The following is an 11961-nucleotide window of genomic DNA, read 5'->3' on the forward strand; positions in this document are numbered from 1 at the left end:
GCACCGCCGCCGGCCGGCGCCCGTCCGGTCACCGGCCGGCGGCGGTGTGCGCCAGCGGGTTCGGCAGCGGCAGATAGCGGGCGTCCGCGCCGTCCGCGCCCGTCCAGCGCAGCAGCAGGTTGGTCTTGCCGGGCAGGGTGGGCGCGGTGAGCAGGGTGGGGATCTCGGGCAGGTCGTGCCGGGCGAACTCGCGGCGCACGGCGGGCCACGGGTCGAGGCCGGGACGCCGCTCGGCGAGGGCGCCGGCGATCTCGGTGAGGTGGTTGACGACCAGGCAGTACACCAGCCGTTCCCAGCCGGCCGCCCGGCTCACGTCCGGCAGCAGTCTGGCGCCCTCGGCGTCCCGGAACAGGGCCTGCACGGGAGTGCCGGACCGGTCCACGGCGACCAGGGTGTTCTGCAGATGGGCCTCCAGGACCACGCCGTGGTCGTCGAAGGCGGTCAGCGCGGGCGGCACGACCTGCCGCAGGTACGCCTCCCACCATCCGGCCGGGTCCCGGGTGGCCGCCAGCGGGTTGCCCTCGAAGCCCTCGGCGAGGGCGGCCGCGAGCAGCGGGGTGGCACCCGGCAGGAGGTGGCCGCGCAGCCCGTCGCGGACCAGCACGGCCAGCTCCTCGAAGGCGAAGGCGGCGGTGCGGTAGCCGCGGTCGCTCAGCCAGGCCGCGGGCGGGCCCATCGCCGCGAACGCGTGCCCGGCGGCGGTGTCGGTGCGGCGCAGCCGGTGCAGGTCGTGGCGCCACAGCCGGCGGATGTCGTTGGTGATGCGGACGTCCAGGCTGAACTTGAGGAACAGATCGCGCCGGGGCTCGTACACCGTGCGGACGGCGGCCGTGGGCCAGGTGTCGAACGCCGTGCCGCCGAGCCGCAGCAGCCGGCCGTCGGCGAAGGCGGGGGCCAGCTCGCGGCCGGCCAGGTCGAGCTGCCAGGGGTGGGCGGGCAGCAGCCGGTAGCCGGGCGGGGCGGTGCCGAGGGCGTCCAGGGCGCTGGTGTCGCCCTCCTCGGCCACCTGGTCCGCGCGGACGCCGAGCAGCGTCAGCGGGAAGCGGGCGTGTGCCTCGGGCGCGTACGGCAGCCAGGAGGCGACCGGGCCGCCGCCGCGCGCCTTGGGAGCCGGGTGGTACGGGTGGCCGGTCAGCAGGGACTGCTCGGAGCGCAGGTACGGGTCGCCGGGCGGCGTGGCCCGGGCGCGGGCGGTGAGCAGGGCGGCGACCGCGTCCCGGCTGTCGATCATCTCGGCGGGCAGGTCGCCGCCGGGCAGCCCGGTGTGCCGGCGCAGCTCCTCCGCGACCAGTTTGACCAGTTCCGTGTGGCCGATCGGGTGCCAGGTGCCGGCCGCGTACACCTCGGGGTCCGCGGGGCGCCGCCCGGCGCGCACCCGCAGCAGGCGGCCGTCCGGCAGCCGGTGCACCCGGCGGTCCCCGGCGGGCGGGAGCGGTTCGGCCACCTCCCGCAGCAGACAGTTGAGCAGGGGCGCTGCCGCGTACACGTCGGCGCGGCGGCCCGCCTCACCGGTGGAGGGTGTGTGGTCCACGCGTTCCATTCGTCCGTCGTCCAGGGGCGCCCGGTCGTTCCGGCGCGCGCCGGTCGCGCCCGCCGGGGCCGGAGACGATCAGTATGGCTGCCGTCCCCGGTGGTCCCCGACAATCGTGCCGTGCCCCGCCTACCCCAGGAGCCGACCGTGCACCGTCCCCCCACCGCCGAGGCCGGGATCGCCGAGGAGCTGGCCGCCGTCCGGCCCGGCCTGCTGCCCCGGTACACGGCGGAGCTGCCCGGCGCCCGGGCCGCCGTGCTGACCCGGCTGTGGCGGGCGCTGGCCCACGAGCCGCTGCCCTGGATCACCGGCCGGACGCCCGGCCCGCACGGCCTCGCCCTGCGCCTCGCCGACGGGCGGACCCTGCGCGGCCCGCACGCGGACCCGTACGCCACGAGCGCGTACGTCACCGCCGTACACCTGGACCGGCGGCCGTACGAGGACGCGGCGCGGCTGATGATGGCGCTGGCGGTGCCGCACGGCACCGCGTTCGCGGCGGAACTGGCGCACAGCGCGGCCTCGCTGGCGCTGTCCCGGGCCGGCGCGGAGCAGCCGCGGCAGTGGCCGGAGCGGGACCGGGAGTGGGAGTGGGAGCAGCGGGTGGTCGACGGGCATCCGTTCCACCCGAACTGCCGGTCCCGGCCCGGTTTCTCGGTGGCGGACCAGCTCGCGTACGGCCCGGAGCACGGGCCGGTGGTGGAGCTGGGCACGGTCCCGGTGCCGGCGGCCGACTGTCTGGTGTCGGGCCGGTGGCCGGCGGAACTGCGCGACGGGGACCGGCTGTTGCTGCCGGTGCACCCGTGGCAGGCCACGCGGGTGCTGAAGCGGCCGTACGGCATCTGGTGCCCGGCCCGGCCGCTGATGTCCCTGCGCACCCTGGCGGTCCCCGGCGGCCCGCATGTGAAGACCGCGCTGAGCGCCCGGCTGACGTCGTCGGTGCGGGACATCTCCGTGTACTCGGTGCGGGCCGCGGCGACACTGTCCGCGTTCGCCGAGGAGCTGGCGGCGCGCACGGACGGCCTGCTGCACATCACGCGCACGCTGGGCGCGGCCACGGCGCACTCGCCGGGTCTGGCGGCGCTGCTGCGGGAGTCGCCGCGGCAGTACGCGGCGCCGGGCGAGTGGGTGCTGCCGGTGGCCGCGCTCGCCACCACCTCCCTGCCCGGCTGCCCCACCTGGCTGGCCGCGTTCACCCGGCTGGCGCTCACGGTGGGGCTGCGCCTGCTGGACCTGGGCGTGGCGCTGGAGGCCCACGGGCAGAACCTGCTGGTGGTCCTGGCCGCGGACGCCACTCCGCTGCGCCTGGTCTACCGCGATCTGGCCGACATCCGCCTCAGCCCCGCCCGCCTGGTCCGCCACGGCATCACCCCGCCCGGCCTCACGGGCCGCCTGCTCACCGACGACCCGGAGGCCCTGCGCCGCAAGCTGTTCGGCTCCCTGGTGACCGGCGCCCTGGCGGGCACGGCGGGCTCGGGCGGCACGCTGGCGGCGGCCCTGGAGACCGTGCTGCCGGACCTGCCCGCGACCGCGGACCTCGCCTTCCTGCGCGAACACCCGCTGCCCGCCAAGGCCCTGACGCTGATGCGCCTGTCCCCCGGCCGCTCCGGGGACATCTGGACGGCCCTGCCCCGGCCTGGCTCGGAAGCGGCCACCGTTTTGGAGTGCGGCCCGTCCGGTCAATAGGATCCGGCGATGATCAGAAGACAACGGCTGGTGGCGGGCGTCTGCGCTCTGCTCGCCGCCCTGACCGCCGGGATCGCGCTTCCCGGCCAAGCGGTCGCCGACGAGACGGAGCAGGCCGCTCCGAAGGTCGAACTCGTCCTGGACGTCAGCGGTTCCATGCGCACCCGGGACATCGACGGCGGCACCCGGATGGCCGCGGCGAAGCAGGCGTTCAACGAGGTGCTGGACGCGACGCCCGAGGAGGTGCGGCTCGGCATCCGCACACTCGGCGCCGACTACCGCGGCGACGACCGGAAGGAGGGCTGCAAGGACACCGCGCAGCTCTACCCGGTCGGCCCGCTGAACCGGACCGAGGCCAAGACGGCCGTGGCCACGCTGGCGCCCACCGGCTGGACGCCGATCGGGCCCGCGCTGCTGAAGGCGGCGGGCGACCTGGACGGCGGATCCGGCACCCGCCGTATCGTGCTGATCAGCGACGGCGAGGACACCTGCCAGCCGCTCGACCCGTGCGAGGTGGCCCGGGAGATAGCCGCCAAGGGCATCGGGCTGACCATCGACACCCTCGGCCTGGTGCCGGACGCCAAGACCCGCGACCAGCTCAGCTGCATCGCGGACGCCACCGGCGGCACCTACACCGACGTCCGGCACAAGGACGAACTGAGCGACCGCGTCGGCGACTTGGTGGACCGGGCGGCGGATCCCGTGGTGACGCCGGTGGCCACCGAGGGCGCCGACCGCTGCGAGAAGGCCCCGGCCCTGAAGTCCGGGCTGTACACCGACCGGGTGGGGTTCGGGCAGCAGCGCTGGTACAGGGTGGACGTGGCGCCCGGCCGGGAGCTGCGCGCCTCGGTGAGCGTGGCGGACGACCGGGCCGTCGGCCCGGACTACGGCGTCCTGCTGCGCGCGGTGACCACGCACGGGCGGGAGATCGTGCGCGGTGAGGCCGCGGGCACCGGCCGCACGGATGTGGTCTCCGCCGGTCTGCGCTATCCGAAGGCGGACGGCGACGACGAGTCGGCGCCCGCGGAGACGGTGTGCCTCCAGGTCACCCAGTCGTTCTCGGCGGCCTCGGGCGTGAAGACCACGCCGGGTCTGCCGCTGGAGCTGACCGTCGACGTGGTGGACGGTCCCTCGGGCCACCACGACGTGGCCGCGTTCGGTCTCGGCCGTGGCTGGTGGCTGCTGGGCGCGCTGGTGCTGGCCGGCTTCCTGGCGGGTCTGCTGTGGGGCTGGCTGTCACGCTGGCGGGTCGCGGTCTGGAGGACGAACTGATGCGGATCACACGCGTACTGGGCGCCGCGCTGCTGGCGCTGGGACTGGCCGCCGGACCGGCCGCCGCGGACTCCTCGCCCTCCCCGAGCGCCTCCGCCGACGGTGACGCGCCCACCCGGGCGGGCACCTCGTTCCGTACGGCGACCGAGATCGAGCAGGGGCAGCGGGCCACCGCGTCCGGCTCCACCGGCGACTACCTGTACTGGTCCTTCCCCGCGGACACCGGGCAGCGCCCCACCGTCCAGGCGACGGTGAAGCTGCCGGACACGCACGGCGCGCAGACCTGGCAGCTCGACGTGTACGACGGACTGCGGCGCCGGCAGGCCTGCCAGTACGGCGCGCAGACCCGCACCGTCGCGCAGGGCACCGCCTCGGTGGACCTGGCGTGTGTGCTGCGCACGGTGCGCGGCTGGTCGGAGCCGTGGGCGAACGACCCGCTGCCGGGCACGTACTACGTCCGGCTGACGGTGGTGGACCTCGCCGCCGCCGACCTCGGCCAGCCGGTCGGCGCCGAGGTGCGCGTCGACTCCAAGCACATCGGCGGCGCGGCGGCCGTGGACGGCTCGCTGGGCAAGCCGCTCGTCCCGGGGATCGCCGTCACGTCCGAGGAGGACGGGGACGGTGCGAAGGGCGCCGTGCTGTCCAGCTTCGGCCGGGACGACGGCTGGTCGTCCGGCTGGTGGTCCGACCGCTGGGTGTGGACCGCGCTCGGCGGTGTGCTGGCCGCGCTCGCCGGTATCGGCGGCTACGCGCTGACGCGCGGATCGGGCCGGCCGTCGCGGGTGCCGCCCGGCGCCTGAGCGGCCGTACGGTTCCGGGAGCCGACTGCCCGGCTCCCAGGGTGAGTTGCACGGCTCCCGGGGCCGGTCGTACGGCTCGCACGGCTCGTACGGCTCGCCGGAGAGGGTCCTCGGCTCCCGGGGCCGGTCGCGCGTCGTCCCGCAGGTCCTGAAGGCCCGCCCGTCCGGCGGGCCTTCAGCCTTGTGCCGCCGCCCGCAGCGCCTTGGCCGGTGTGCCGTCGCCCGTCACCGTCACCCGGCCCTCCCGCACGGCGTCCGGCAGGGTCAGCTCGCCGCGGGCGATGGCCTCGCAGGCCGCCGCGTCCAGCACCAGCCGGGCGTCGGCCTCGCCCGGCGCGGGCCCGTCGCCGTACACCGGCCCCTCGGCGGCGCCGACGCGGAGGTGGAAGTCGCCTTCCTCGAGCCGCACTTCGACGACACCCTCGCCGTCCAGGGCGCGCAGCAGCGGCAGCGCGAACCAGTGCGCGCGCACGGCGTCGGTGGGCCGGCGCTCGCCCAGTTCGGGCCGGCCCCAGGTGCTCAGCGCCTGGAGGACGGGCAGCAGCTCCCGCCCGCGCGCGGTGAGTTCGTACACGTACGCGGCGCCCGGCGGGGGCAGCCGCCGCCGGGTGGCGAGGCCGTCGCGCTCCATCTCCTTCAGCCGGGAGGCGAGTACGTCCGTGCTCACGCCGGGCAGGTCCGCGTGCAGGTCCGTGTACCGGCGGGGCCCGGCGAGCAGCTCACGGACGATCAGCAGCGTCCAGCGGTCGCCGACGACGTCGAGGGCGCGGGCTGCGGAGCAGTACTGGTCGTAGCTTCGGCGAGGTGACATGCGACGCAGTGTAGACGCGTTGTTGGACTTTCCAAGCTGTCACTTGGTAAAACCAAGCAACACGAGTTTCGGAGGGGCGCATGGAGTTCCGGCAGTCCAACAAGCTCAGCGAGGTGTGCTACGAGATCCGCGGCCCGGTGATCGAGCACGCCAACGCGCTGGAGGAGGCGGGGCACAGCGTGCTCCGCCTGAACACCGGCAATCCCGCGGCCTTCGGCTTCGAGGCGCCGGAGGAGATCCTCCAGGACATGATCCGGATGCTGCCGCGGGCGCACGGCTACACGGATTCCCGCGGTGTCCTCTCCGCCCGCCGGGCGGTCGCCCAGCGCTACCAGACGCTGGGCCTCGACGTGGACGTGGACGACGTCTACCTCGGCAACGGCGTCTCGGAGCTGGTCTCCATGGCCGTCCAGGCGCTGATCGAGGACGGCGACGAAATCCTCATCCCGGCCCCGGACTTCCCGCTGTGGACGGCCGTCACCACGCTGGCCGGCGGCAAGGCCGTGCACTACCTGTGCGACGAGCAGGCCGACTGGAACCCGGACCTGGCCGACATGGCGGCGAAGATCACCGACCGCACCAAGGCCGTGGTCATCATCAACCCGAACAACCCGACCGGCGCGGTCTATCCGAAGGAGGTCGTCGAGGGCATCCTCGACCTGGCCCGGCGGCACGGCCTGATGGTGTTCGCCGACGAGATCTACGACCAGATCCTGTACGACGACGCCGTCCACCACTCGGCCGCCGCGCTCGCGCCCGATCTGGTGGTCCTCACCTTCTGCGGGCTGTCCAAGACCTACCGGGTGGCGGGCTTCCGCTCCGGCTGGCTGGTGGTCACCGGCCCGAAGCAGCACGCCCGGAACTACCTGGAGGGCCTGACCATGCTGGCCTCCATGCGGCTGTGCGCCAACGCGCCCGCCCAGTACGCCATCCAGGCCGCGCTGGGCGGCCGCCAGTCCATCCGCGACCTCACCCGGCCCGGCGGCCGGCTGCACGACCAGCGGACGGTGGCCTGGGAGAAGCTCAACGAGATCCCCGGCGTCTCCTGCGTCAAGCCCAAGGGCGCGCTGTACGCGTTCCCGCGCATCGACCCCAAGGTGCACCCGATCCACGACGACGAGAAGTTCGTCCTGGACCTGCTGCTGCGCGAGAAGATCCAGGTCGTCCAGGGCACCGGCTTCAACTGGCCCGCCCCCGACCACTTCCGCATCCTCACCCTGCCGCACGCGGACGACCTGGAGGCGGCGATCGGCCGGATCGGCAGGTTCCTCGGCGGGTACCGGCAGTAGAGTTGGCCCGTTTCGCTCGTCCATGTGAAGATCATCCGGCGTGGCCAGGGGGACCGCGCCGTATGACGGGGGGCTTCCAGCAGTGTTCTCGCAGAGACAACCGTTCGCCCGCACCGGGGTGCCGTTCGTCCGCGCACGGCGCCGGGCGGTCGTCGCCGTGCTGTGCGCGGTGCTGTCCGGGCTGACGGTGCCGGCCGCACACGCCGGGGCACCCGCGCCTGCCGCACCGTCCGCCGGGCGTGAGGCACGGCAGGCCGCGCGGTTCTGGACCGCGGAGCGCATGGCCGCGGCCCGGCCGCTCGACGCGCCCCGGCACACTCCGCCGGCGTCGTCACCGGCAGCGTCCGCCGCGGCGGCGGCCCGCCCGAAGGGCACCCTGTTCAAGGGCACCCGGCTGGTCGGGACGTTCTTCGGCGCCGACGGGCCGCGCGGCACCACCTGGCACTGCACCGGCAGCGTGCTCGACACCAAGGCCCGGAACATCGTGCTCACCGCGGCCCACTGCGCGCGGAACATGAAGAGCGCCTACCTCTTCGTCCCGAAGTTCGTGAAGGGCGCGGCCCCCGACCGGCAGCCGTACGGCATCTTCCCCATCCAGCGGATCTTCATCGATCCCCGGTACGTGCCCGACCGCGGCTCGGCCACCACCAAGAAGGCGGTGTCCGACCTGGACACCGCGTTCGCCCGGGTCTCGCCCAACCAGTGGGGCAAAAACCTCCAGGACGCGGTGGGCGGCGGACTCACCTTCACCCGGCCCGCCGGCTACACCCACCGGGGCGTCACCGTCGTCGGCTACCCCTCCTACTCGCACAACAGCGCCGGGCGCGCGGTCAAGTGCACCGTCCCGACCAAGCAGTTGCCCGGGTTCCGGCAGCTGTCGATGACCTGCGGCGGCTACTACGGCGGGGTGTCCGGCAGCCCGTGGATCACCGACTACAAGGACGACGCCCGCACCGGCCACGTCATCGGCAACCTCGGCGGCTACAACGGCGGCGGCAACGACGCCAACGTGGACTACATCAGCTACGCCCCCGCGTTCGGCACCGACGCCGCGAACCTGCTCGCCTACGCCGTCGCCGACCAGGCCCCGCCCGCCGACCTGCCGCCGTACCGGGGGCTGAAGGGCGCGCTGCCGGGCGGCGCCGGGCGCTGGCGCAAGGCCGCGCTGATGGCGTCCGGCGACTACACCGGCGACCGGCACGGCGATCTGCTGGTGGTCTGGACCGACGGCGCGGTCACCCTGCACCCCGGCGACGGCAGGGGCGGCTTCCGCACCGAGACCCGGCTGCGCGCGGCCAACTCCACCTGGACCCACGCCCGGGCCGTCACCGGCGGCGCGTTCACCGGCGACCGGTCCGGACTGCTGGTGCGCTGGTCCGACGGCGAGGTCACGCTCTACCCGCAGCCCGGCCCCGCCGGCCTGGGCCGGGAGATCCGGATGGCCGCGCCGGGCTCCGCGTGGAAGAACGCCGTCCAGCTCGCCTCCGGAGCGTTCCGGGACGACGGGGGCACCGGCCTGCTGGTGCGCTGGGCGGACGGCGCGCTCACCCTCTACCCGGGCGTCGGGACCGGCGGCCTGGGCACCGGCACCCCGCTCCTCGCGGCCAACGGCACCTGGACCAAGGCCGCCCTGCTGACCGGCGGCGACTTCGGCGGCACGGCCGCCGGGGACCTGCTGGTGCGCTGGTCCGACGGCGCGCTGGACGGTTACGCCGGCACCTCGGCCGCGGGGCCCGGCCACAGGACGCGGATGCGCGGCCCGAACGGCCGGTGGCAGCAGGCGCGGGTGCTGACGGCCGGCGCCTTCCGCCACGACGGCCCCGCCAACGACCTCGTCGTGCGCTGGGCGGACGGGGAGACCACGCTGTACGCCGACACGGGCGGCACGTCCGTCGGCACCGAGCACACGCTGGTCCACCCCGGCACCTGACCGATCACCATCGCGCCTCCAGGGGGAACCATGACCGCGACGACCCGGCCGGCCGGCGCTCTCGCCGTACTCGCCGCCGGCCTGGCCCTGGCGGGCTGCGGCACCACCACGACGACGGCCGCCCCGGACGCCACCGCACCGCCGCCGCTGTGCCGGACCACCGCGCTCACCTGGACACTGTCCCTGCTCGACGGCGACGGTGACAGCGGCACCCACGGCACGCACGGCATCGGATCGAGCGCGTCCGAGGGCACGCGGAGCGGCACGGCAAAGGACCCCGGCGCGTCCCGGCCCAACGCGCGCCTCACCGCCGTCAACAAGGCTTCCGGCGCGTGTCTGTTCGCCGGCTATCCGGGCCTGGAACTGCACAACGGCAAGGCGGAGAGCATCGACGGCGCCGGCCCCGGGCACCCCGCGGCCCTCTCCCTGCCCGGCCACACGGCCGTCGCCGTGGACCTGCGCTACACGCCGCGCGACACCGCGGGCGGCGCGGACGCCTGGTGCGTACGGCAGGGCGAGGCCGTGGTGCGCGCGCCGCGCGACAGCCACGGCACGGCCGTCCCGGTCACCGACGCACACGGGCGCACGGCCGTCCTCGACGCGTGCGGGGAGACGATCGCCATGGCGCCGCCCCGGCGCACCCGGGCCGGGACCTGAGGCCGCGCGGCGCGGGCGACGCCGTCTGGCGCAGTCCGTCCTGCGGGCGGCGGGCGCCCTGTGACACCGTGCCGTCATGGGTGACCTCTTTCTCGTCCGGCACGGGGAGACCGCGTGGTCGCGGTCCGGACGGCACACCGGCCGGACCGACGTACCGCTCACCGAGCACGGGCGGGACGAGGCGCGCCGGCTGGTCCCGCTGATCCGCCCGCACCGCATCGGCGCGGCCTTCGTCAGCCCGCTCCGGCGGGCCCGGGAGACCGCCCGGCTCATCGGGGTACCGGACGCGCGGGTCGACGCCGACCTGTGCGAGTGGGACTACGGCGGGTACGAGGGCGTCACCACACCGGAGATCCAGCGCGGCCGGCCCGGCTGGTTCCTGTTCACCGACGGTGTCCCGCCCGGCCCGCCGGACCATCCGGGCGAGAGCCCCGAGCAGGTCGGCGAGCGCGCCGACCGGGTCCTCGCCAAGGCCGACGCCGCCCTCGCCGACACCGACGGCATCGTCCTCCTGATCGCCCACGGGCACTTCCTGCGCGTCCTCACCGCCCGTCGCCTGGGCCTGCCGCCCCGGCACGGAGCTCTCTTCCAGCTGGCGACGGGCGCGCTGGGCCGGCTCGGCACCGAGCACGGGCGGCCGGTGGTGACGGGCTGGAACATCCGGCCCGGGGAGTGACGGCGGGCACCGGCCGGCACGCGGCTCCCGTACCGCGCGGGCCGGTGCGCGGCCCCCGTCCCGCGCGCGGGGCGTTGTCAGACCCGGGCCGTACGCTGCGAAGGAGCCGTCCGACCGACGGCGTCCGCCAACTGCCCGGTGCCGGAAGGAGCGTCCCGTGACCCGACCGCCGACCGCCGCGCAGCGGCGCGTGCTCGAGGCCGCCGACCCGGTGACCGGGCGGCTGCGCGGTACGCCGGCCCAGCTCGCGTCGCTGGTGAGGCACGGCCTCGCCTTCCGGCACCCCCGGCCGCCGCACGACCATTTCCTCACCCCGGCGGGCCACCGGCTCCGGGAGGCGGCGCCCGAGCCGCCGCCGGTGCGGTCCGCCCCGGACACCGGGGTGTTCGCGGCCCGCGTCGGCGGCGAGGAGGAGCCGCCGGCGTCCGCTCCGGCCCGGCGGCGCGAGGTGCACAGCGCCTGGCAGGGGCTGCTGGAGCTGCGCAGGATGACCAATCCCGACGGCGCAGCGGACCGGCCGTGCGGCTGGGAGCGGACGCATCTGGTGCGGGCCGCGGCGCTCGCGCTGGAGGCGGCCGGGCACCCTCCGGCGGGCGGGGACACGGACGGCTACCGGGTCCGTGCGACACCGCAGCCGGAGGCGGTCGCGGTGTACGCACCGGACGCGCCGGCGCTGGCGGCGTGCGCGGCCACGCTGGAGGAGGCCGGCTGGCAGGCGGGCGAGTACACCGAGCCCCGGACGCGGGCCCGCTATCTGCTGGCCTCGCCGCGCCGGACCTGACCGGCGTGCCAGGATCGGGCGATCTCAGGAAGACACGCGAGAAGGGCAAGCAGTGGCCGAACCGTTTTCCGTCCGGGTGACCGTCCGCGGTTACGAGACCGACACCCAGGGACATCTCAACCAGTCGGTGTACCTCAACTACGCGGAGCACGCCCGCTGGTCGCTGCTCCAGGCGGCCGGGATCAGCCAGGCCCGGCTGGTCGGCGCGGGGGTGGGACCGGTGGCGCTGGAGACGACCATCCGATTCCGGCGCGAACTGCTCGCCGGTGACGACACCGACGTGACCTGTGTCTTCGAGTGGGGCGAGGGCAAGACGTTCTCGATCCGGCAGGAGATACGCAAGACCGACGGCATCCTGGCGGCCGAGGTCACCGCGGTGGGCGGCATCATGGACCTCGCCCGGCGCAGGCTGGTCGCCGACCCGCGGGCGGTGCTCAAGGAACTGGCCACGGACCCGGCCCTGTTCGGCCTGTAGGCCCCCGCGTCGGGCAGCGGGCCGGGGGTGACGGCGCGGTGCGTCTCCCCCGGCCG

At 75.5% G+C, this 11961-nt stretch carries 11 protein-coding genes; 9 read left to right on the top strand and 2 right to left on the bottom strand.

Annotated features, from left to right (window positions below; all coding sequences use genetic code 11):
• Window positions 1-28 precede the first annotated feature (28 nt).
• The gene (locus tag ACH4OA_RS12575) at window positions 29-1540 is read right to left on the bottom strand and encodes an IucA/IucC family protein (protein WP_397968901.1); all 1512 of its coding nucleotides are present in this window, start codon (window positions 1538-1540) and stop codon (window positions 29-31) included.
• A 138-nt stretch (window positions 1541-1678) separates the two neighbouring features.
• Here ACH4OA_RS12575 and ACH4OA_RS12580 point away from each other — a divergent pair, with 138 nt between their 5' ends.
• The 3 genes from ACH4OA_RS12580 to ACH4OA_RS12590 are packed head-to-tail and all read left to right on the top strand — an operon-like array spanning window position 1679 to window position 5286.
• On the top strand, window positions 1679-3214 hold the full coding sequence (locus ACH4OA_RS12580; RefSeq protein ID WP_397968902.1) for an IucA/IucC family protein: 1536 nt from the start codon (window positions 1679-1681) through the stop codon (window positions 3212-3214).
• Between the two features lie 9 nt (window positions 3215-3223).
• Window positions 3224-4486 carry a VWA domain-containing protein gene (locus ACH4OA_RS12585; RefSeq protein WP_397938887.1) on the top strand — a complete coding sequence of 421 codons (1263 nt, stop codon included), beginning with the start codon at window positions 3224-3226 and terminating at the stop codon, window positions 4484-4486.
• Window positions 4486-5286, top strand: coding sequence for a hypothetical protein (locus ACH4OA_RS12590; protein WP_397938888.1), 801 nt, complete (start codon window positions 4486-4488; stop codon window positions 5284-5286). Before ACH4OA_RS12585 ends, ACH4OA_RS12590 begins: the two co-directional genes overlap by 1 nt.
• A 175-nt stretch (window positions 5287-5461) precedes the next feature.
• Here the strand turns inward: ACH4OA_RS12590 and ACH4OA_RS12595 are convergent, their stop codons facing one another.
• The gene (locus ACH4OA_RS12595; protein WP_397968904.1) at window positions 5462-6097 is read right to left on the bottom strand and encodes a winged helix-turn-helix transcriptional regulator; all 636 of its coding nucleotides are present in this window, start codon (window positions 6095-6097) and stop codon (window positions 5462-5464) included.
• An 80-nt stretch (window positions 6098-6177) separates the two neighbouring features.
• On the opposite strand from ACH4OA_RS12595, the gene ACH4OA_RS12600 reads away from it, so the two are divergent.
• From ACH4OA_RS12600 to ACH4OA_RS12625, 6 genes are all read left to right on the top strand, one after another.
• Window positions 6178-7386 (top strand): pyridoxal phosphate-dependent aminotransferase, encoded by a 1209-nt coding sequence (locus tag ACH4OA_RS12600; protein WP_365878814.1) that lies wholly within the window; start codon window positions 6178-6180, stop codon window positions 7384-7386.
• Between the two features lie 82 nt (window positions 7387-7468).
• On the top strand, window positions 7469-9316 hold the full coding sequence (locus ACH4OA_RS12605) for a trypsin-like serine protease (RefSeq protein WP_397968906.1): 1848 nt from the start codon (window positions 7469-7471) through the stop codon (window positions 9314-9316).
• A 30-nt stretch (window positions 9317-9346) separates the two neighbouring features.
• Window positions 9347-9973: a DUF4232 domain-containing protein gene (locus tag ACH4OA_RS12610; RefSeq protein WP_397968908.1), complete on the top strand. Its 627-nt coding sequence runs from the start codon at window positions 9347-9349 to the stop codon at window positions 9971-9973.
• Window positions 9974-10049: 76 nt separating this feature from the next.
• Window positions 10050-10649 carry a histidine phosphatase family protein gene (locus ACH4OA_RS12615; RefSeq protein WP_365878820.1) on the top strand — a complete coding sequence of 200 codons (600 nt, stop codon included), beginning with the start codon at window positions 10050-10052 and terminating at the stop codon, window positions 10647-10649.
• Between the two features lie 157 nt (window positions 10650-10806).
• Window positions 10807-11430: a hypothetical protein gene (locus ACH4OA_RS12620; RefSeq protein ID WP_397968910.1), complete on the top strand. Its 624-nt coding sequence runs from the start codon at window positions 10807-10809 to the stop codon at window positions 11428-11430.
• Window positions 11431-11482: 52 nt separating this feature from the next.
• Window positions 11483-11905, top strand: a complete 423-nt coding sequence (locus ACH4OA_RS12625; protein ID WP_397968911.1) for an acyl-CoA thioesterase — start codon at window positions 11483-11485, stop codon at window positions 11903-11905.
• Window positions 11906-11961 lie beyond the last annotated feature (56 nt).

Source organism: Streptomyces sp. NPDC017095 (assembly GCF_044332325.1).
Classification (GTDB): Bacteria; Actinomycetota; Actinomycetes; order Streptomycetales; family Streptomycetaceae; genus Streptomyces.

Excerpts from the sequence above, each read along its gene's own strand:
- ACH4OA_RS12575 (WP_397968901.1), bottom strand. The coding sequence starts at position 1,540 with ATGGAACGCGTGGACCACACACCCTCCACCGGTGAGGCGGGCCGCCGC.
- ACH4OA_RS12585 (WP_397938887.1), top strand. The coding sequence starts at position 3,224 with ATGATCAGAAGACAACGGCTGGTGGCGGGCGTCTGCGCTCTGCTCGCC.
- ACH4OA_RS12590 (WP_397938888.1), top strand. The coding sequence starts at position 4,486 with ATGCGGATCACACGCGTACTGGGCGCCGCGCTGCTGGCGCTGGGACTG.
- ACH4OA_RS12595 (WP_397968904.1), bottom strand. The coding sequence starts at position 6,097 with ATGTCACCTCGCCGAAGCTACGACCAGTACTGCTCCGCAGCCCGCGCC.
- ACH4OA_RS12600 (WP_365878814.1), top strand. The coding sequence starts at position 6,178 with ATGGAGTTCCGGCAGTCCAACAAGCTCAGCGAGGTGTGCTACGAGATC.
- ACH4OA_RS12610 (WP_397968908.1), top strand. The coding sequence starts at position 9,347 with ATGACCGCGACGACCCGGCCGGCCGGCGCTCTCGCCGTACTCGCCGCC.
- ACH4OA_RS12615 (WP_365878820.1), top strand. The coding sequence starts at position 10,050 with ATGGGTGACCTCTTTCTCGTCCGGCACGGGGAGACCGCGTGGTCGCGG.